Source organism: Octadecabacter arcticus 238, from assembly GCF_000155735.2.
GTDB lineage: Bacteria > Pseudomonadota > Alphaproteobacteria > Rhodobacterales > Rhodobacteraceae > Octadecabacter > Octadecabacter arcticus.
This window is the reverse complement of record NC_020908.1, coordinates 333,598-352,382: the sequence shown is the minus strand read 5'-3', so window position 1 is coordinate 352,382 and position 18,785 is coordinate 333,598. Positions and strand designations below refer to the sequence as shown.

The following is an 18,785-nucleotide window of genomic DNA, read 5'->3' as shown; positions in this document are numbered from 1 at the left end:
GGAAATACGTGCCGCTCAGTCGGCATGGTCGTCGACGCGCGCCTGCCTTCGTGATCGCCACGCCAAATACAAAAGCGGAAATCCAGTCACACCACCCAGCGCCAGTGACGCCCAAAGGACGCTCATCCCACCGCCATCCGCCAGAACGCCGCCAAAATGAGTGAGAAACAGGCTTGCGGGGATGATCCCGGCGACCGTCGCGATGGCAAAGCGCCAGAATTTCAGCGCACTCAATCCAGCGGCATAACTCATCAGATCGAACGATATGAATGGCATCAATCGGCTGGCAAAGACAGCAAACATGAGCGCGTTTTGTGATCCCAGAAGCCCCCTGTCCAGTCCGGACCCAAACCATCGCCGCACAACGTCACGCCCCAAAACGCGCGCAAGAAAAAATGCAATGATCGCCCCGATTTCTGCGCCGATAACGATATAGATCGCGCCGGCGAATTGGCCAAATACAGCACCTGCAGCCATAGCAATAGGTGCGCTCGGAATGGGGGTCATAACGACCGCCAGCACCATAAGGGCGATGACCGCCAACGGACCAAAAACACCAAAATCAGCAACCATTTGTTTTATGGCGTCAGGTTTAGCCAGATCACCAAAGCCCAATGGCCCCTGCCAGCCCAAATAGGCAACAACTGCCAACCCGACGACCAAAACTGAGGCTATGGCACTTTTCTTGTTCATCGGACGTGGCACGCCTTTCAATTTGTTCGCAGTTCAGCGCTGCGAAATGGACGACTATGCGTCAATGAGGGTTTTCGGCTTAGGAATGTCATACGCTCGGCCACTGATTTTTGGGCGCAATGGCGTTGATGACACTTTCACCGGCAAACCTATAAAATACCCTACCATCCTACAACGACAGTGCAGCGTTTCACAGGACGTTAACAAAAAACAAACCCATGGAATTGAATTCGGGCAGATCGCAGCAGCGCAATGTCTTGTTTCGAACACTGCAATATTACCTTGCTGGACGGTCAAGCGTTTCGAACTCACAGGAATGTGACGTATGAGCGTGCTTGACCTTCCCCCACTGGAATGCCCGACACGTTGCAACAATAGTGGCGATGCCGCTGGACGCGGGGCCCTCGTTTGGGTCGAAAACGCACCTGCACCATCGCCTTATCATCAACACATGCAGGCGCATTAGCCCGCAAGATAGACAATTTGGATTAACCTATGCGCATGAAACCAGTCAGTATTCTAATTGTCCTTTTTGTCGGAATCGGCGCGGCTGCTTTTCTGAATATTCAGAATGGCCCCGCTGACGCACAGGTGCCGATGCAACCATCAAGCGTCAACATCGCGAATGGAGAACTCCTATACGCTGAAAATTGTGCAGCCTGTCATGGGGCCAACCTTGAGGGTCAGTCAGACTGGCAATCGCCTAGCACCGATGGCCGCCTGCCTGCGCCGCCCCATGATACGACCGGACACACGTGGCACCACGCTGACGGCCTATTGTTCGACTATACCAAATTGGGCGGACAGGCGGCGATGGCTGCGCAAGGCTTGGAATTTGACAGCGCAATGCCGGGGTTTGGTGACACCCTGACGGATGATCAGATCTGGAACGTTATCGCCTATATCAAATCCACGTGGCCGGATCGGGTCCAAGAAATGCAGCAATCTCGAACCGAAGTCGAACAACTGCGAGAGAATTGAACGCTTCAGGTTTTATCTGACGCTGCCATAGCCGTCGCAGGAAACCCGATCCGGTCCAGCGCGTCCATAATTTCGGCGGCAGATTTCTGGCTTTCGATACCAACTGTCTTAGCATCAATATTAATATCCATCATCGCATCCTTATCCAGGGCGGTGATGGCGGTTTTGATCGAAGCTGTGCAATGGCCACAGCTCATATCGGGCACGTTGAATTTCATGTGACTCTCCTGATTTTGACAACATTTAAGAAGTTTCCAGCGGGGGAAGGTCAAGCAGAACATATATTTTCGTGGCGCACTTGACCTTCCAGCAAGTGGAAGCCTTATCTAAGGGGTCAGACGCAAAACAATTGGACTTTGAAAATGACCACATCACATCGCCTTAGCCTGTCAGGAATGACCTGCGCATCTTGCGTGGGACGTGCTGAGCGGGTGATCAGTAAAATTGATGGCGTAACCGATGCCTCGGTTAACCTAGCGACCGAAACGGCAACCTTTTCGTCGGATGCGGCGGCGCTGCCAAACATCGCTGAGCGCTTGTCAGCCGCTGGGTACCCTGCCCGCGAGACCACGGCACGATTGCAGGTCGACGGCATGACCTGCGCATCCTGCGTTGGTCGGGTCGAACGCATCCTTAAGGCGCAGACCGGCGTGCTGGACGCCTCAGTAAACCTCGCCACCCAGACAGCTAGCGTCACGTTTCTGGATGGTGCGATCCGTCCCGAAAGTCTCGCGCAGGCCGTCACAGAGGCGGGATATGAAACCACCCTTCCAAAGGCTGACGACTCGTCGCAAAGCGAACGCAAAGCACAAGAAGAACAGACGCTGTATCATGCGACTCTGATCGCGGGTTTGCTGACGCTTCCTGTGTTCCTGCTTGAGATGGGCAGCCATTTCATTCCCGGCATGCACATGTGGGTCGAGCGCACAATCGGAACGCAAAACAGCTGGATTTTCCAGTTCATTGTGATCTCGATCGTGATGGCCGGACCGGGATGGCGGTTCTACAAAAAGGGCTTGCCGGCACTGCTGCGCGGCGCCCCTGATATGAATTCATTGGTGGCACTGGGCACTCTTGCGGCTTGGACCTTTTCGACCCTTGCATTGTTAGCGCCGTCCATTTTCCCCGAAGACACCGCTGGCGTTTACTTTGAAGCTGCGGGCGTCATCGTCACGCTTATCCTTCTGGGCCGCTTGCTCGAGGCGCGGGCCAAGGGCCGCACTGGGGCTGCGATCCAACGCTTGGTAGGCCTGCAGCCTGCGACCGCTTTAGTAGAACGCGGCGGCAAGGTCGTCGAACTGCCGCTTTCAGATGTCATGGAAGGTGACACCTTGCATCTGCGCCCCGGTGCGCGGGTTGCGACCGATGGAACCGTCATTGATGGCCAAACATTCATCGACGAAAGCATGATTTCCGGTGAACCTGTTCCCATTTCCAAAGGAGCTGACGACGCTGTTGTGGGTGGCACGATCAACGGCACCGGCGCGCTGACCTATCGCGCCACGGCTGTTGGGGCTGACACATTGTTGTCCCAGATCATTCGTATGGTCGAAGACGCGCAGGGCGCGAAACTGCCGATTCAGTCAATGGTTGATCGGATCACGGGCGTGTTCGTGCCCATCGTCATGGGATTATCAGCGCTGACAGTTTTGACATGGCTGATCCTTGGCCCTGATCCCGCCTTAGGCTTGGCACTGGTCGCGGGTGTTTCGGTTCTGATCATCGCCTGCCCCTGTGCCATGGGTCTGGCAACCCCGACATCCATCATGGTCGGGACAGGCCGCGCAGCAGAAATGGGCGTGCTGTTTCGCAAAGGCGATGCCCTGCAAAGCCTTCAGGAAAGCAAAGTCATCGCCCTTGATAAGACAGGCACCCTGACCGCTGGCGCACCGGAACTGACCACGCTGGAAACAGCATTGGATTGGACACGTGAAACCGCGCTGCCGTTGATTGCAGCGCTTGAGGCCCGATCCGAACACCCCATCGCCAGTGCAATCGTGCGCGCGGCGGCGGGCTATGATCTTGCGGACGTAATAGAATTTTCGTCGGTCACCGGAATGGGCGTGCGCGGGATTGCAGATGGTAAGACCGTGCTGGTCGGGGCTGACAGGTTCATGACGCAAGAAGGCATCGATCTTGGTGAATACGCGCAGACGGCAGATGTGCTTGCCCAAACTGGCGCGACACCGCTATTTGCGGCTATCGACGGCAAGATCGCGGCCGTGATTGGCGTGTCCGATCCGATCAAGCCGACAACTGCAGCAGCAATTTCTGCTCTGCGTTCAATGGGCCTAAAGGTCGCAATGATAACGGGTGACAACGCAGTGACTGCACATGCAATCGCGCGCGAACTCGGAATTGAACACGTCGTGGCAGAAGTGATGCCAGACGGCAAAGTTGCGGCGGTGCAAACCCTACGGGAAACCCATGGTAAGGTCGCTTTTGTCGGGGACGGTATCAACGATGCGCCTGCACTGGCGGCCGCCGACACCGGCATCGCGATTGGCACAGGCACGGACGTCGCAATCGAAGCCGCCGACGTTGTTTTGATGTCGGGCGATCTGGTCGGGGCGGTCAACGCACTCAAGATCAGTCAGGCAAGTATGCGCAATATCCGTCAGAACCTGTTCTGGGCCTTTGCCTATAATGCGGCGCTTTTACCCGTTGCGGCGGGTGTGCTTTACCCGATCACAGGCACCCTGCTGTCGCCCATGTTAGCGGCTGGGGCCATGGCGCTGAGTTCGGTGTTTGTGGTGTCAAACGCCCTGCGCTTGCGCCGCGTGACACCTGCCCTAACTGAAACAGATTTCTTGGAGCAGTCACCATCACTTTCACCAATCGGAGCCACATCATGAACATCGGTGAAATTGCGACCCGATCTGGTCTGCCCGCAAAAACCATCCGCTACTACGAAGAAATCGGTCTTATCAAACCGCTGCGCGATACCAACGGCTACCGCGCTTTTCGCCAGCAAGACCTTCACAAGCTCACGTTTATGGGCCGTGCCCGTGCCCTTGGATTCAGCATCGAAGACTGCCGTAACCTGCTTGCTCTATACGAGGATCAGAACCGATCCAGCGCGGACGTGAAATCCATTGCCCGCGACCACCTCACCAAGATTGAACAAAAGATCGCGGACTTGGTCGACATGCAATCGACGCTGACGCATCTTATCGGCGCATGTGCGGGCGATAACCGGCCCAATTGCCCGATTCTGAATTCCTTGGATGTTCATTCGCTATGACGGGCAGCGCGCGTGACCCTATCTCTTCTCAAGGAAACGGTAGGCCTCAAGAATGGTCTCGGTCAGCCCATCAAAAAAGCCTGGCAAAGTGACGTCTATAAGGCTTGCCGGGGCATCAGCCTCGTCTGCGGTGACATCACCGGCTGGCTTCACGGCAACAAGGTGGCTCGGAGACTTGAGCAATTCGCGGTAACTTGCGCCAGTTCCATGCTTGAGCACGTTGATCGCCAGATAATATTGGTGGATCCTATTGGCGAGGTCGGTTTTTCCGGCCTGCGCCAGTATAGATTTCAATTTGCGTGAAAACGGGCCCCGTTTAAAGTGGTGCTGCATCCGTGCTTCAAAAACAGATAAGATATCGACCGCCGCCAGTTCAAGCGCGACAGTCGCGGCGGTCAGGTCTTCAATTTGGGCCTCCGACACGTGCTGCCCGCCCATCAGGACCAGAGTTTCCGCAATCCAACCCTCTTGCATCTTGGCATTGGCCTGCGCCGCCGCAACAAGTTCAGGTACGCTCTGTGTACTTGCCATGATCCATTCTCCATTGGTTTCCACCCCCCTTAAGCTACAGGGCTAGAAATGATAGTGGCAGGAGCGCTTATCTTGTTTCGGGGCATCAAGCGTTGGGGTTAGCGCAATCCACCAACCTTAGACGCCAAGTCAGCAATTGCTTCAATGCCGACGTTTTGGCGCAACGCACTGAACACAAATGGGCGCCCTTGACGCATCAAATTGGCATCCCGTTCCATGACACTCAAGTCGGCACCGACATGCGGCGCAAGGTCCGTTTTATTAATCACGAGGATATCGGATTTGGTGATCGCAGGGCCGCCTTTGCGCGGGATTTCTTCGCCCGCGGCAACGTCAATCACATAAATGGTGATGTCGGCCAGTTCGGGACTGAATGTCGCCGACAGATTATCGCCGCCGCTCTCAATCAGAATAATCTCAACGTCCGGATGCCGGTCTTTCATTTCTTCAATCGCCGCCAGATTAATTGATGCGTCTTCGCGGATTGCCGTATGCGGACAGCCGCCAGTTTCAACGCCAATGATCCGGTCAGACGGCAGAACCTGCATGCGCACCAAGGCGTCGGCATCTTCTTGAGTGTAGATGTCGTTGGTGATGACACCGACAGAATATGTGTCACGCCACAGTGTGCAAAGTGCTGCCGTAAGGGTCGTTTTACCCGCGCCGACAGGGCCGCCAATACCGATGCGAAGAGGGCCGTTTAGGGTGGTCATGTTCTGAAAACCTTTGAGTATTGGGTTTCGTGTTTCATCGACGCGATGTCTGGAAGGAACGCCGTCGCTGACAGAGCATCCAAATCCCCATGGGCAGTCTGTTCTGAAATCCGGCCACAAAGCGGTGCCAAACTTTGGATCAGCGTATGACCTTTGCGTTGCCCCAGCGGGATCAACCGCATGCCAACGCTGATAAGCGCGCTTGCGAAGCTTTGCAGATACATCTGGCTGGTGAGGGAGAGAGGCAATTCATCCAAGCGCGCCGCCCATCCAACAGCAACCGGATAGGCCATCGGCGGCAGGTCATGCCCCCAAATCGCCGAAGTAATCTCGCCAAACGCAGCACCTTGCAGATCGGTTTCCTTAAGCCGCTCTTTTGACGGTGCAAACGCACGGCAAATGTCATTCACTTGCCCCGGATCATCGCTGCCATAGGCGGCGGCCAAAAACAGGGCATCGTTGCGACCAGACCCGAATTCCAACACGTCACGAACCCATGCGCAAAGCGTCGCGGAGTCGTGCACGTCGCCGGTTTCTATCGCCCATTCCAACCCGTGCGAATAAGCAAACGAGCCAATCGGGTAGGCAGGTGAAAACCACTGCGCCAGTGTCAAAACCGCCATTTCAGTGGGCATGGCTATGGGTCCGCCCGTGGCCGTATGCACCGCCTTCGGGAATGAACTGTTCAACCACTTTGGTCACAGACGCGCCAATTTTTAACATCAGTGCCTCAATGACGTGGTCGGGTTGGATCAACAAACGGCGTGGTTCAATCTGACAAGGCGTGTGCCGATTTCCGATGTGCCACGCGATCCGCACCAGATCGTCGCCCTTAATTTCGATCAGCGGCTCATGTGCGGCAAGCACTTCAATCATGGTGCCATCCGACAGGACAAAGGCGTCGCCATGGTTCAGGGATTCCGTATGTTCAAGGTCGACCAAAAACGCCAGCCCTGTGTCCGTCAACAGCATCCTGCGGCGCAAGAAACGTCCCTGATAGGTCAGTGTGCAGCAGCCCACGGGCTCTTTGGCGTGTGCGTGACGTTTGATTGTCTGGCTTACCAAATCCGGCATCGTGTCCCCTCAGAACATAAAATATCGTTGCGCCATCGCTAGAACCTCGGCTGGTTCGCAGGTGAGCAATTCACCATCCGCGCGAACCTCGTAGGTCTCTGGATGCACCTCAACCTCGGGCGTGGCCGTATTCAGCAGCAGGTCCTTTTTGCCAATGTTGCGGGTGTTTTCCACAGCCACTGTCTGTTTTCCCAAACCTAACGTGTCGCGCACATTGGCGTCTTGCGCGGCGCCCGACACGAAACAAACCGACGTTTCCTGCAGGGCACGCCCGTAAGTGCCAAACATCGGGCGTGAATAAACAGGCTGCGGCGTCGGGATCGATGCGTTTGGATCGCCCATCTGGGCCGCAACGATCATCCCGTTCATCAAAATCATTTCGGGTTTCACGCCGAAAAACGCAGGGCTCCACAACACCAGATCGGCCCGCTTCCCTTCCGCAATGGACCCGATGTGCTTTGACACACCGTGTGCGATGGCGGGATTGATCGTGTATTTGGCGATGTAGCGGCGGACGCGGAAATTGTCGTTCTCGCCTGTCTCATCGGGCAGCCGTCCACGTTGCTTTTTCATCTTGTCGGCCGTTTGCCATGTGCGGATCAAAACCTCGCCTACGCGGCCCATTGCCTGACTGTCTGACGCAATGATCGAAAACGCGCCCATGTCATGCAAGATATCTTCGGCGGCGATTGTTTCGCGCCGGATGCGGCTTTCGGCGAACGCCACATCTTCGGGGATGGATTTGTCGAGGTGATGACATACCATCAACATGTCGAGGTGTTCTTCGAGCGTGTTCACAGTGAAAGGCCGCGTCGGGTTGGTGGACGATGGCAGGACATTTTCCATGCCACAGATCTTGATGATATCGGGCGCATGACCGCCACCAGCACCCTCGGTATGGAAGGCATGGATCGTGCGCCCTTTGATGGCCGCAACAGTGTTTTCGACAAATCCGGATTCGTTCAACGTGTCCGTGTGGATCATCACCTGAACGTCCATGTCATCAGCAACCGACAGACAACAATCAATCGCGCCGGGCGTGGTTCCCCAATCTTCATGCAGCTTTAGCGAACAAGCGCCCGCATTGACCATTTCGACCAAGGCGGCGGGCTGGCTGGCGTTGCCTTTGCCAGACAGACCAAGGTTCATCGGGATGCCGTCAAACGATTGCAGCATGCGCCCTATGTGCCATGGCCCCGGTGTGCAGGTGGTGGCCAGCGTGCCGTGCGCAGGCCCGGTGCCGCCGCCAAAACAAGTGGTGACGCCGGAATGTAGCGAGTCTTCCATTTGCTGCGGACAGATAAAGTGGATGTGTGAATCAAATCCACCTGCTGTCAGGATGCGTCCCTCGCCCGCAATGACCTCGGTTCCTGGACCGACGATGATATCGACGTTCGGCTGCGTGTCAGGATTTCCAGCCTTGCCGATCTTGTGGATACGGCCATCTTTCAAGCCGACATCAGCTTTGTAAATTCCGGAATGATCGATAATCAGAGCGTTGGTGATGACCGTATCAACGGCACCTTGCGCGCGCGTGGTCTGGGCTTGCCCCATACCATCACGAATGACTTTGCCACCGCCAAACTTCACTTCTTCGCCGTAGGTCGTCAGGTCACGCTCGACCTCAATAATCAGATCGGTATCCGCCAGCCGCAGCTTATCGCCTGTTGTGGGGCCAAACATTGCAGCATAATCCGCACGTGCGATTTTCGTTGCCATTCAAAGACCCCCCATAACCTGCTGGTTAAACCCGAAAATCCGTCGCAGCCCGCCAATCGCGATCAGCTGGACCTCCCGTCGTTGTCCAGGTTCAAACCGAACGGCAGTGCCCGCAGCGATATCCAATCGCATGCCGCGCCCTGCGTCGCGATCAAAATCAAGCGCGCTGTTGGCCTCTCCGAAATGATAATGGCTGCCGACTTGAACAGGCCGATCGCCCGTGTTGGCAACCATCAGCGTGATCGCCTCACGGCCTTCATTCAGTGTGATTGTGCCGCTGGCAGGCATCAGTTCTCCGGGTATCATAGCAAACCTCTAACGAATGGGATTGTGGACGGTGACCAGCTTGGTTCCATCGGGGAACGTCGCTTCGACCTGAATGTCGTGGATCATTTCGGGGATGCCTTCCATGCACTGCTCGCGGGTGATGACATGGGCACCTGCCTCCATCATGTCGGCAACAGAACGACCGTCCCGCGCCCCCTCAACCACCGCATCCGTTATTAACGCAATCGCTTCGGGGTGGTTAAGCTTGACCCCACGGGACAGCCGTTTTCGGGCCACTTCGGCCGCCATTGAGATCAGCAATTTGTCTTTTTCACGCGGGGTAAGTTGCATTTAGAGCATCCAAGATCGAGGGAGTGAGGAATTGTTCAGGCATTCGAGGATTGGCATCAATGATCTTCGCAGCTCGAAACTGTCGGGCGCCAACACGCGAATATACAAAAGCTGATCGCGGACCATGCTCGCGCCAGATGTGTCTGACAAAATTGCGCGAACTTGGCTGAGATGGGTTTCAGCGTCTGCTGACACATAGATCACCGACGCCATCGCACCTGCCCCGCCAGCAATGTTCGGGCGCGCCAGATGCGTGGCAGCATCCCCCGCCAACGCCATGGAATCTACGAATAACGGACGGCCATCGCGGAAAATTTCGATCCGGTCTTTGAAGTGACATTGCCCCAAGGTTTCCCCCATCGCCGCCCGTCCAAACACGATAGGTTCGACCAAAAGCAGCGTTGACTGCGCATCCATTGCAACCCGAAGCGTGCGTTCAAATGCACAATTGTCGAATAGGATCGTTTCTTGCGGCAGCCAATCCAAACGGGCGTTGCCACGCAATTCAAGGCGGTTGCTGACTTGGGCAATCTCACCACGTTGCGCACGGTAAGCACGTTCAGCCGCTTGCGTCGCAACTGTCAGCCGCGTTTGGCTTTCGCAGCAAATGTCGGTTTCAAAAGCATCGCCCCCCGTCACGCCGCCGGCGGTGTTCACCAACACTGCCTCAATGCCCGTCGTGCGGCTCCGCGGAAATACCGCTTTGGACGATCCAGATTGGCGCAGGTTTCGTATGCCAGTCCCAAATTCGGTGGCCTTGACGGACAGCCTTACAGCGCCGCGCGCCCGTGGTTGCGCGCTGGTCATATTCCAGTTTTGGGGTCGCGCCTGAGTATTGATTGCGGCTTCCTTAAAGAAGTTGGTGATGTGTGACGCTAAATTAGCGCTAGAGCTGAACGCCAGCGCACACCGCCAGAATCCGCCCCGGAAAGCATCGCCTGCACAATAAACAATCTATCGTGATGAAAATTAGGCATTTTGTGAACATTGGGCCAAATTGCCCACGCCTCAGTTCAAGCAACCAGACCCCCAGCGCCCGTTGCCATAAAAACCGACCGGAGGAGTACTTGTAACTTGTCCCCGCGCGCGGCAAGAACATGGTTCAAGTAATAGACGCAGATCGACAACTTACGGTGTTTGTCAAAGGTGTTGTCCGCCGATTTCATGCAGCGTCTCTGATTTCAGAGGCGCTGATTTCGTTTTCTGGGTTCAGCCAGACGGGTCCTGCTGGTTGCCAGTTTCGGGTTTTTCCTGACCAGCGTTGCGGGTTTTGCGCGCGAGCAGTTGCATAGAGATTGGCACGATTTGTGAGCGTTGCACGATCATGACCTGCGTGGCGCGCATTCGGCGTGACGAAGCGGATGGCGCTGTGCAGGTGTTCACTATTGTACCAACCAGCGAAGGTTTGGACCCAGGTTTGAGCATCCGCCTTGGTGGCAAAGCCCTTGGTCGGCCAGTCCGGGCGGTATTTGCAGGTTCGGAACAACGCCTCTGAGAAAGGGTTGTCGTTGCTTACGCGAGGGCGACTGTAGGAGGCCGTGATCCCTAGTTTTTCCATCGTCACCTTCATCGTGGCGCCCTTCATAGGACTGCCGTTGTCAGCGTGCAGAACCAAGGGGCGCAACTGACAGCCCTCCGCTAGCACTGCTTGCCGGATCAGAATGGCAGCCAGATCCGCACTTTCACGCTCATGGACCTCCCAGCACACGATCTTCCGGCTGAAGATGTCCACGATCAGATACAGATAAAAGAACATGCCTGCGACAGGTCCCGGCATCCAGGTAATGTCCCAGGTCCAGACCTCACAGGGCGCGCATGCCTGATAGCTTGTGGGCTTCTTACGCTTGACTGGGGACTTGGCTCGACCCCGGTGATGCTGCAATCCATTGGCGCGCAAAATGCGGTAGAAACTCGATTCCGAGGCTAGATACTGCCCCCGATCTGCTAGCTTTGGCACAATCTGACTTGGAGGAAGGCTAGAGAACTCCTTTGAATTACAGACATCGAGAACAGCCGCACGTTCAGCGGCACTCAATGCGTTTGCTGGCTCCGCACGCGGCACGAGGGGGCGTTGATCAGGGCGAACCTCACCGTCTTTTGTCCAGCGCCGCAGAGTGCGTTCGCTGATTTCCAACTCGGAACAGGCTTTGGCGCGCCTCCCTCCGTGCCAATAAGCGTGAGACAATTGACTGGCTAAAGTTTACACTTGAGGGCGTAGGAGAACGAACCCATGGTTATGCCTTCACAATCACCACTTTCGCCAGATGCTGGATCTGGAGCCGTTTTGGCCCCGACGTCGCCTCCCCGCGTTGTTAATGCGCCGTTGGCTCCCACAGCGGAACTGACGAGCATCCCGAAGCGACGCAACTTCACAGCCAAATACAAACTGCGCATTCTGGATGAGACGGACCAAGTGGCAGACACTGGCGGGGTTTCCGCCATTCTACGGCGGGAGGGGCTTTATTCCTCTGCACTGACCGATTGGCGCCGTGCGCGGGCGGCCGGCACATTGGGTGCATTGCAGCCAATGCGCCGTGGCCCACAAAAGGCACCTGCCAATCCATTGCAAGCTGAGCTGGCCAAGGCCAACCGTGAGGTGACAGCCTTGCGGCGCCGTCTGGATCAGGCGGAAGCCATCATTGCCATCCAAAAAAAAGTGGCGGGACTTCTGGACGAGATGGAGCAGACGCAAGAGCGCAGCGGCAAATCATGATGGCCGTCGCGATTGCATTGCCCACCGGCAGCGGCTTGACCTCGGCTGTCTGCGCCGCGCTATCATTATCGCGCGCGAGCGTTCTTCGACAGCGTGCGGCGCTGACGGCACCACCACGCACACGCCCACCGCGCGCAGCGTCTTCGCGGGCTCTGCCGGAAAGGGAAAGAGACCAGGTATTGCACCACCTGCGCGAACCCCGCTTTGCGGATCAGACGCCCACAGAGGTCTTTGCCACCTTGCTGGATGAAGGCACCTATCTGTGTTCAATCCGCACGATGTATCGGATATTGGCCGCGCAGGGCGAAGTTGGCGAACGCCGCCGACAGCGCACACATCCCGTCTATCAAAAGCCTGAACTTCTAGCTGAAGCCCCCAATCAGGTCTGGTCTTGGGACATCACCAAGCTGAGGGGCCCGGTGAAATGGTCCTACTTCTATCTCTATGTCATCCTCGACATCTTCAGCCGCCGCGTTGTTGGCTGGCGCGTCGAGCACGCGGAGAGCGCCAGCCAGTTCAAAGAGCTGTTCATCGACGCGATGGAAAAACACGAGGTTCCACGCGATCAGCTGACATTGCATGCAGATCGCGGTGGGCCCATGAAGGCAAAGACGACAGCCCTGATGCTGGTTGATCTTGGTGTGCTCAAGTCCCACAGTCGGCCCCACACCTCAAACGACAACCCGTTCTCCGAAGCCCACTTCAAAACACTGAAATATCAGCCAGAGTTCCCCAAGAACTTTGAAACCATCGAGCAGGCTCGCGCATTCTGCCGCAGGTTCTTTGCATGGTATAACCAAGACCATCATCACGCCGGGATTGGTCTGATGACGCCCGACCAAATCCATTTTGGGCAGGCCCAAGAAATCTACACCGCGCGACAAGCAACACTAGACGCGGCATTCCTCGCCACGCCCGAACGCTTCGTACACAAACCACCAAAACCGCCTCAAATCCCGACCGCCGTCTGGATCAACCCACCAAAACCAACCGAAGAAACCCAAGCCTAAAGTCCAAAAGCCACTGTCTCAAAGTCGTTGACACGTTCCGCAGAGCTCCTGCGGTGACGGCCTCATTGATCAGAGCAACTGCGGTTTGGCGATCTGGGGTGCTGATCATGCGTCCTCTTCGTCCCCCCAGATCGCTGAGGCCTTTTTTCGCAGAACAAGCAGTGCTGCAGTTTCGGCCAGTGCGCGATCCTTGCGAGCAAGCTCGCGTTCCAAATCTTTCATCCGTTTCTTGTCTTCCTTGGTCGCACGCACAAGACGTGCTGCACTCGTGCGGTCCCAGTCGTTGGCCTGCTCGCAAGCAACTCGCCACATGGCAATCTGCGCCGGGTAAAGGCCGCGTTTGCGGCAGTATTCGGCTAGGTCAGCCTCGTTCAGCGCAGCAGTTTCCAACACCGCCGCAAACTTGTCACGTGAAGACCAGCCCTCAGGGCTCGCATCAGCGTCAGGCAAAAGCTGCCCCTTGTTGCGCGCCTGAGCACGCCAGGAGAAAAGCGTCGCTTCCGAAATGCCTTCCTCCCGCGAAAGCTGCCGAATGGCCACGTTGTTCGGCGGAAGCATCCGCTTCAGCACAGCTGCTTTTCGTTCCAGTGAATATCCCATGTCATTGTCCTAATCCGCCCACCTGAAAATTAGAGAAAAATAGAGCAGCGGACAACATCCCTGACACACTGGGCGTACCACAGACACGGGTTTCACTATGACAAATTATCTGGCCGTTATACGCATGATCGTTGCATCGGCGATTTTCCCAGCTTGCGCTATTGCGGACGCAAATGCCTGGTACATCACCCCAGCTGAACAAGGCGATTGCGGTGAAGAATGCTACACGCCAGCAACCGCATGGATCGATACGCAGGACGGCAACTACGCCTTCGGCATAAGCTGCGGTAACGTCATGATCATGGCCGGCCCAGCAATGATGCGGCCCCAGCCGCCGTTTTCAATGGCTGAAATGCTGATTGATAGCCGATCCTTTGGCGATTTTTTCAGTCTATAACGGATTGAACGACACTTATGTCAGCGCAACCGACATCGGACATTCAAGACGCAATGAATTCCGGCAGCACGCTGCGCTTTCGGATAGCCAACCGCGCCCCACTGGATTTCAAGCTTGCAGGATCACGGGCCGCGATCAAGGAAATATCCAGACTCTGTCTTAATTAGCCCAATCAGGCGAAACCTACATCCGCATGTACCGGATGATCGTGGGCCCCAATGTGATCAGAAACAACGCGGGCAGCATCATTGATGCCATCACGCCTGACATCTGAACCGGAAGTTTGTTGGCTTTCTCTTGCGCCTTAATCTCACGGGCGTCGCGCATTTCAATGGCGTAGGCATTCATCGATGCGGAAATGCTGGTTCCGTATTCCATCGACTGACTAATCAGTGCAACGAATGAATTTACTTCTTCGACACCGATCCGCTCGGCCATATCGACCAGCGCTTGTTCGCGGTGCCGGCCCGCCAGAATTTCGGCTTGGCACATCAAAAATTCTTCACTGATCGCTGGATTGACCATAGAAAGATTTTGGGCGACGCGGGTCATCGAGGTGTCAAAGGCAAGCCCTGCTTCGGTTGAAATTTGCACTGAACGACTACCGGCTGACGCCGGTAGGTTCCCTTTTTGAATGTAATTCAAGATACTGAAGTATGACAGCGTCAGTGACATTGCCGCTAGTTGTTGAGAAAAATCCGCGAGCCCAAAACCGCTGGCCCCAGTACCGTTTGCGCAGTTCAGGAAACTCGCGCTGTATCTTATAAGACGAGCGTCCCTTGATCCGCATCATCACCTTTGACAATGCTATCTGAGGCGGGACCGATATGAACATGTGGACGTGATCGGTCGACAATACGCCCGTCTCAATATGCACGCCAAGTTCTTGGCATGTTTGGATAATGATTTCACGGATACGCTCACGCATTTCACCGCGCATAACTTTGTATCGGTATTTTGTTGTCCAGACGACGTGAAATCGGTGATAAAATTTGGTATGGCTTCCTGTGGAATAGATCATAACCTTCCCTCTCATTTTTAAGACCCTTACCGCTTCGCGGGGTCTTAAAAATGAGAGGGAAGATTATAGTACATTACGCTAAAGCGGACCGGCTGGAAGCCGGGGGCTTTAATCCCGTTTGTGGAAAGTAAATCGAGGGCGTGAGTTATTGTCAAATCTGGTGTTTGAGTATTGTTGGTCATGCGGTGATCTGGTCGGGGTTTGTGGTTTCGATTCCGTCTTTGAACGTGACGCCTGTGATGACTTTTGCGAGGTAGTCAAAGCCGCGTAGCTTCCTCCAATTTTGCTCAGCACATTGCCCCAGTTTGAACATCATGTGCAGCATGCCATCGCGTGACAGGCAGCCCTTTGAACGCTTGGTACGATGCCGGATCGTCGCGAAGGCCGATTCAATTGGATTGCTAGTGCGGATGCTTTGCCAATGCTGCGCCGGGAAGTCGAAGAATGCCATGAGTTCCTCACGATCTTTTTGCAGGCATAGTGTGGCCTTGGGGTATTTGGGTTCGTAGGTTTTGATGAACAGATCGAACGCCTTTTCTGCATCGACTTTGGTCTCGGCCTGCCAGATGTCGTGCAGCGCGGCCTTGGCTTTTGGCTGAGACAGCTTGGGTAAACAATTGAGCACGTTCATCGTTTTGTGTTGCCAACAGCGTTGATGGCGGGTCTCAGGATAGACTTCGTCCATGGCCGCCCAAAACCCCATGGCACCGTCCCCGATGGTCAGTTTGGGCGCATTCATGCCTCGGCTTTTGAGGTTAAGCAGAACCTCGCGCCAGCTCTGCGTGGACTCGCGCACCCCATCCTCAATTGCCAGAAATCGCTTCTTGCCACGGGCAGTTACCCCAATAATAACAAGGGCACAGAGCTTGTCATCCTCGCCCCGAAGGCCGCTGTGAACGCCGTCGGCCCAGATATAGACGATGGGCTCGTCATCTAACTCAGCGCCTTTCCAAGCCTCGTATTCATTGGCCCAATCGCGTTTTAAACGCGAAACCGTATTAGCCGACAAGCCAACGGCATCTGGGCCCAGAAGAACCTTGAGGGCGGGAGCCATCTCGCCGCTGGAGATCCCTTTGAGGTAAAGCCATGGCAAGGCCGCTTCCAGCGTCTTCGTGCGGCGCACATAGGGCGGCACCAGGGCAGACCGGAATGTCACCGGTGTGCCGTCCTTGGACCGAACCTTTGGAATGCGCACGCTCACAGGGCCAATGCCCGTTTGAAACGGGCGGGCCGGATGATGTCCATTACGCACGACTGCCGCGTGACCGGCATCGGTGCGTAAGCCGGTAAATTGCGCCAAATAACTGACAAGCTCAGCCTCAACTGCTGTCGCGATCAATTGTTGTGCTCCCGTTTTCAGCAACTCCGTCAACGCGTCCGTCATCTCGTCTCGACGCGCAAAATCAACAATGTTAGTAGTTCCCATGGTGGTGTATCTCCTTTGGTTGGGCTGCTGTCTTCCAACAACAATTCAACCAGATACGCCGCCAACCTTCAAACCATTCAAACACCAGATTCAGTCATAGCTCCCGTACATTTGGTGAAGTTGCACCGTTCCTTGCGGCATTTTGGGGTGCACGTGAAACGGGCTTCGCCGCCCATGTAGGTCAGGTCCGAATTGAGTTAACCGACAGTACTTTGCACCGCAACAATCCCTATAACTTGACCCGTACAGAAGTGCGTATCTGTCATCTGATTTCTGAGGGGTTGCGGCCCAAGGACATGATTGAAATCTTGGACACGTCGATGGCGACCATGCGGACCCATTTGGGCCACATCTATGCAAAGACCGGCCTTGATGGGATGATCAGCGTGTTGCATCACTTGCAATCAATCTCCGAAACCCAAAAAGGCGACCTGTGATTGCGATGCCAATTGGCGCGTTCTAACGCACCAAAACCCCGCTGAGCGCCTTCATAATGGCTACAGCCGTAGCAATATTATTTTTATTGACCGATTTTGAATCCTAGCAGACTGTAACGAATAGCAGATTCCATGGCCGAGGAAGGCCCAATACCAACAGACCCGAACAGGGCATTCATTTTTTATCTGGGAGGAAAGACATGAACCTAAGACCTGATCCAACATTTCACGCATCACCTAAATTGGCGATGGAAGCCGCCGTCGAAAATTACGCATTTACAGTCATGCTCAGCCCAGACGGGTCACAATCTGATGGGATTGCCGTCATTGACCTTAAACTAGGCTCCGACACCTACGGCGAAATTGTACACCAAGTGATCGTACCCAACAAAGGCGACGAATTTCACCACTTTGGCTGGAACGCCTGTTCGTCTTCGTTGTCTCCGCTGTCGGGTCACGCATTCCTTGAACGTCGATATCTAATCGTGCCGGGCATCCGGTCATCGCGCATCTACATCATCGATGTGAAGGAACCGCTGAAAGCGCACATCCACAAAACCATCGAACCAGAAGAGCTGTTCAGCAAGACCGGATATTCACGCCCTCACACAATCCATTGCGGACCAGAAGGTATCTACGTGTCCTGTCTTGGTGGCGGCGGCAAAGACGGCACCGACGGCCCCCCCGGTATCTTTATTATGGATTGCGAAACGTTTGAGATCATCGGCCAGTACGAAATGGATCGTGGCAAACAGGACAAACACTATGATTTCTGGTGGAACCTGCCGCAGGATTACATGGTCAGTTCCGAATGGGGTCTGCCGCCGCAGTTCGAAAACGGCATCGTGCCAGAGGATCTTTTGTCCAACAAATACGGCCACTCCATCCACTTCTGGGATTTGCGCGCGCGCAAAAACATCCAGACGATGGACTTCGGCGAACAATACCAAATGGCGCTGGAAATTCGCCCCGCGCATGATCCAACCCAGTCATATGGCTTCTGCGGTGTCGTTGTAGATACCACCAATTTGCAAGGTGCGATCTTTACGTGGTGGCGCGATGATGACGGCGTTTGGCAGTCCAAAAAGACGATCACAATCGATCCTGTTCCGGCCGATGCCGACGATCTTCCCGAACTGCTTAAGGGCTTTGGTGCAGTACCGCCGTTGGTCACGGACATCGATCTGAGCCTTGATGACAAATACCTCTATGTCGCCTGTTGGGGCTTGGGAGAGATGCATCAATACGATGTGACCGACCCGATGAACCCTGTTCTTGCTGGCAAGGTTGAACTGGGCGGGATCGTCACAGACACCAAACACCCCAACGGCAAGGATTTTGCCTACGGGCCGCAAATGGTCGAAATCAGCCGTGACGGTAAACGTGTCTATTGGACCAATTCGCTTTATTCGACGTGGGATGACCAATTCTATCCCAACGACGAAGGCGGGCAGATGGTCATGGCTGATGTCGGTGAAAACGGCGGGCTGACGTTGAACAAGGACTTCTACATCGACTTCCCCAAAGGCCTGCGATCACATCAAATCCGGCTTGAAGGCGGGGATTGTTCGACCGACAGCTTCTGCTACCCGTCAGTCTGAATGAAGG

The 18,785-nt window shown here is 55.3% G+C and carries 22 protein-coding genes; 7 read left to right on the top strand and 15 right to left on the bottom strand.

Features of this window, described 5'->3' with window-relative positions; translation table 11 throughout:
* Positions 1–15: 15 nt before the first annotated feature.
* On the bottom strand, positions 16–693 hold the full coding sequence (locus OA238_RS01865) for a TVP38/TMEM64 family protein (RefSeq protein WP_015493833.1): 678 nt from the start codon (positions 691–693) through the stop codon (positions 16–18).
* Between the two features lie 495 nt (positions 694–1,188).
* Here OA238_RS01865 and OA238_RS01855 point away from each other — a divergent pair, with 495 nt between their 5' ends.
* A complete protein-coding gene (locus OA238_RS01855) occupies positions 1,189–1,674 on the top strand; it encodes a c-type cytochrome (protein WP_015493832.1) in 486 nt (161 codons plus the stop codon).
* 5 nt (positions 1,675–1,679) lie between these two features.
* On the opposite strand, the gene OA238_RS01850 is transcribed toward OA238_RS01855, so the two are convergent.
* Positions 1,680–1,892: a heavy-metal-associated domain-containing protein gene (locus tag OA238_RS01850; protein ID WP_044036118.1), complete on the bottom strand. Its 213-nt coding sequence runs from the start codon at positions 1,890–1,892 to the stop codon at positions 1,680–1,682.
* A gap of 144 nt (positions 1,893–2,036) precedes the next feature.
* Between OA238_RS01850 and OA238_RS01845 the strand changes: the two genes are divergently transcribed.
* Complete coding sequence (locus OA238_RS01845) at positions 2,037–4,529, top strand: heavy metal translocating P-type ATPase (RefSeq protein WP_044036117.1); 2,493 nt, start codon at positions 2,037–2,039, stop codon at positions 4,527–4,529.
* Positions 4,526–4,918 carry a Cu(I)-responsive transcriptional regulator gene (gene cueR / locus OA238_RS01840; protein WP_015493830.1) on the top strand — a complete coding sequence of 131 codons (393 nt, stop codon included), beginning with the start codon at positions 4,526–4,528 and terminating at the stop codon, positions 4,916–4,918. The genes OA238_RS01845 and cueR overlap by 4 nt, the downstream gene beginning before the upstream one ends.
* A gap of 18 nt (positions 4,919–4,936) precedes the next feature.
* Here the strand turns inward: cueR and OA238_RS01835 are convergent, their stop codons facing one another.
* From OA238_RS01835 to OA238_RS01795, 9 genes are all read right to left on the bottom strand, one after another.
* Complete coding sequence (locus tag OA238_RS01835; RefSeq protein WP_015493829.1) at positions 4,937–5,449, bottom strand: hypothetical protein; 513 nt, start codon at positions 5,447–5,449, stop codon at positions 4,937–4,939.
* Between the two features lie 98 nt (positions 5,450–5,547).
* Positions 5,548–6,162, bottom strand: coding sequence for an urease accessory protein UreG (ureG, locus tag OA238_RS01830; protein WP_015493828.1), 615 nt, complete (start codon positions 6,160–6,162; stop codon positions 5,548–5,550).
* Positions 6,159–6,797, bottom strand: coding sequence for an urease accessory protein UreF (locus tag OA238_RS01825; protein WP_015493827.1), 639 nt, complete (start codon positions 6,795–6,797; stop codon positions 6,159–6,161). Before OA238_RS01825 ends, ureG begins: the two co-directional genes overlap by 4 nt.
* A complete protein-coding gene (locus OA238_RS01820; protein WP_015493826.1) occupies positions 6,787–7,236 on the bottom strand; it encodes an urease accessory protein UreE in 450 nt (149 codons plus the stop codon). Before OA238_RS01820 ends, OA238_RS01825 begins: the two co-directional genes overlap by 11 nt.
* Positions 7,237–7,245: 9 nt before the next feature.
* Positions 7,246–8,955, bottom strand: coding sequence for an urease subunit alpha (ureC, locus tag OA238_RS01815; protein ID WP_015493825.1), 1,710 nt, complete (start codon positions 8,953–8,955; stop codon positions 7,246–7,248).
* A complete protein-coding gene (locus OA238_RS01810; RefSeq protein ID WP_015493824.1) occupies positions 8,956–9,261 on the bottom strand; it encodes an urease subunit beta in 306 nt (101 codons plus the stop codon). It abuts the gene before it with no gap.
* 9 nt (positions 9,262–9,270) lie between these two features.
* On the bottom strand, positions 9,271–9,573 hold the full coding sequence (locus OA238_RS01805) for an urease subunit gamma (protein ID WP_015493823.1): 303 nt from the start codon (positions 9,571–9,573) through the stop codon (positions 9,271–9,273).
* On the bottom strand, positions 9,574–10,380 hold the full coding sequence (locus tag OA238_RS01800) for an urease accessory protein UreD (protein WP_015493822.1): 807 nt from the start codon (positions 10,378–10,380) through the stop codon (positions 9,574–9,576). It lies immediately after the preceding gene.
* Positions 10,381–10,735: 355 nt separating this feature from the next.
* Positions 10,736–11,758, bottom strand: a complete 1,023-nt coding sequence (locus OA238_RS01795) for an IS3 family transposase (protein ID WP_051076357.1) — start codon at positions 11,756–11,758, stop codon at positions 10,736–10,738.
* Positions 11,759–11,803: 45 nt separating this feature from the next.
* Between OA238_RS01795 and OA238_RS01785 the strand changes: the two genes are divergently transcribed.
* Positions 11,804–13,296, top strand: a protein-coding gene (locus OA238_RS01785) for an IS3 family transposase (RefSeq protein ID WP_085982719.1) whose coding sequence is annotated in 2 segments (ribosomal slippage) — positions 11,804–12,254 and positions 12,254–13,296 — 1,494 coding nt in all. Because the reading frame shifts where the segments join, the coding sequence is not laid out codon by codon here.
* 105 nt (positions 13,297–13,401) lie between these two features.
* Here the strand turns inward: OA238_RS01785 and OA238_RS31180 are convergent.
* Entirely contained in the window at positions 13,402–13,896 is a 495-nt protein-coding gene (locus tag OA238_RS31180; protein WP_015493821.1) for a transposase, read from the bottom strand.
* A 97-nt stretch (positions 13,897–13,993) separates the two neighbouring features.
* Between OA238_RS31180 and OA238_RS01775 the strand changes: the two genes are divergently transcribed.
* The gene (locus tag OA238_RS01775; RefSeq protein ID WP_044036114.1) at positions 13,994–14,293 is read left to right on the top strand and encodes a hypothetical protein; all 300 of its coding nucleotides are present in this window, start codon (positions 13,994–13,996) and stop codon (positions 14,291–14,293) included.
* A gap of 183 nt (positions 14,294–14,476) precedes the next feature.
* Here the strand turns inward: OA238_RS01775 and OA238_RS01770 are convergent, their stop codons facing one another.
* From OA238_RS01770 to OA238_RS01760, 3 genes are all read right to left on the bottom strand, one after another.
* Positions 14,477–14,968, bottom strand: a complete 492-nt coding sequence (locus tag OA238_RS01770) for a type II secretion system F family protein (RefSeq protein WP_083906617.1) — start codon at positions 14,966–14,968, stop codon at positions 14,477–14,479.
* Positions 14,895–15,314, bottom strand: a complete 420-nt coding sequence (gene tnpA / locus OA238_RS01765) for an IS200/IS605 family transposase (RefSeq protein ID WP_015494575.1) — start codon at positions 15,312–15,314, stop codon at positions 14,895–14,897. The genes OA238_RS01770 and tnpA overlap by 74 nt, the downstream gene beginning before the upstream one ends.
* Positions 15,315–15,492: 178 nt before the next feature.
* On the bottom strand, positions 15,493–16,740 hold the full coding sequence (locus OA238_RS01760; protein WP_015493820.1) for an IS256-like element ISOan6 family transposase: 1,248 nt from the start codon (positions 16,738–16,740) through the stop codon (positions 15,493–15,495).
* A gap of 296 nt (positions 16,741–17,036) precedes the next feature.
* Here OA238_RS01760 and OA238_RS32440 point away from each other — a divergent pair, with 296 nt between their 5' ends.
* Both OA238_RS32440 and OA238_RS01750 read left to right on the top strand, forming a co-directional pair.
* Positions 17,037–17,177 (top strand): hypothetical protein, encoded by a 141-nt coding sequence (locus OA238_RS32440; RefSeq protein ID WP_187293129.1) that lies wholly within the window; start codon positions 17,037–17,039, stop codon positions 17,175–17,177.
* 200 nt (positions 17,178–17,377) lie between these two features.
* Positions 17,378–18,778, top strand: a complete 1,401-nt coding sequence (locus OA238_RS01750) for a selenium-binding protein SBP56-related protein (RefSeq protein ID WP_015493818.1) — start codon at positions 17,378–17,380, stop codon at positions 18,776–18,778.
* Positions 18,779–18,785: the final 7 nt, after the last annotated feature.

Excerpts from the sequence above, each read along its gene's own strand:
- OA238_RS01865 (WP_015493833.1), bottom strand. The coding sequence starts at position 693 with ATGAACAAGAAAAGTGCCATAGCCTCAGTTTTGGTCGTCGGGTTGGCA.
- OA238_RS01855 (WP_015493832.1), top strand. The coding sequence starts at position 1,189 with ATGCGCATGAAACCAGTCAGTATTCTAATTGTCCTTTTTGTCGGAATC.
- OA238_RS01850 (WP_044036118.1), bottom strand. The coding sequence starts at position 1,892 with ATGAAATTCAACGTGCCCGATATGAGCTGTGGCCATTGCACAGCTTCG.
- OA238_RS01845 (WP_044036117.1), top strand. The coding sequence starts at position 2,037 with ATGACCACATCACATCGCCTTAGCCTGTCAGGAATGACCTGCGCATCT.
- cueR (WP_015493830.1), top strand. The coding sequence starts at position 4,526 with ATGAACATCGGTGAAATTGCGACCCGATCTGGTCTGCCCGCAAAAACC.
- OA238_RS01835 (WP_015493829.1), bottom strand. The coding sequence starts at position 5,449 with ATGGCAAGTACACAGAGCGTACCTGAACTTGTTGCGGCGGCGCAGGCC.
- ureG (WP_015493828.1), bottom strand. The coding sequence starts at position 6,162 with ATGACCACCCTAAACGGCCCTCTTCGCATCGGTATTGGCGGCCCTGTC.
- OA238_RS01825 (WP_015493827.1), bottom strand. The coding sequence starts at position 6,797 with ATGCCCACTGAAATGGCGGTTTTGACACTGGCGCAGTGGTTTTCACCT.
- OA238_RS01820 (WP_015493826.1), bottom strand. The coding sequence starts at position 7,236 with ATGCCGGATTTGGTAAGCCAGACAATCAAACGTCACGCACACGCCAAA.
- ureC (WP_015493825.1), bottom strand. The coding sequence starts at position 8,955 with ATGGCAACGAAAATCGCACGTGCGGATTATGCTGCAATGTTTGGCCCC.
- OA238_RS01810 (WP_015493824.1), bottom strand. The coding sequence starts at position 9,261 with ATGATACCCGGAGAACTGATGCCTGCCAGCGGCACAATCACACTGAAT.
- OA238_RS01805 (WP_015493823.1), bottom strand. The coding sequence starts at position 9,573 with ATGCAACTTACCCCGCGTGAAAAAGACAAATTGCTGATCTCAATGGCG.
- OA238_RS01800 (WP_015493822.1), bottom strand. The coding sequence starts at position 10,380 with ATGACCAGCGCGCAACCACGGGCGCGCGGCGCTGTAAGGCTGTCCGTC.
- OA238_RS31180 (WP_015493821.1), bottom strand. The coding sequence starts at position 13,896 with ATGGGATATTCACTGGAACGAAAAGCAGCTGTGCTGAAGCGGATGCTT.
- OA238_RS01775 (WP_044036114.1), top strand. The coding sequence starts at position 13,994 with ATGACAAATTATCTGGCCGTTATACGCATGATCGTTGCATCGGCGATT.
- OA238_RS01770 (WP_083906617.1), bottom strand. The coding sequence starts at position 14,968 with ATGTCACTGACGCTGTCATACTTCAGTATCTTGAATTACATTCAAAAA.
- tnpA (WP_015494575.1), bottom strand. The coding sequence starts at position 15,314 with ATGATCTATTCCACAGGAAGCCATACCAAATTTTATCACCGATTTCAC.
- OA238_RS01760 (WP_015493820.1), bottom strand. The coding sequence starts at position 16,740 with ATGGGAACTACTAACATTGTTGATTTTGCGCGTCGAGACGAGATGACG.
- OA238_RS32440 (WP_187293129.1), top strand. The coding sequence starts at position 17,037 with ATGATTGAAATCTTGGACACGTCGATGGCGACCATGCGGACCCATTTG.
- OA238_RS01750 (WP_015493818.1), top strand. The coding sequence starts at position 17,378 with ATGAACCTAAGACCTGATCCAACATTTCACGCATCACCTAAATTGGCG.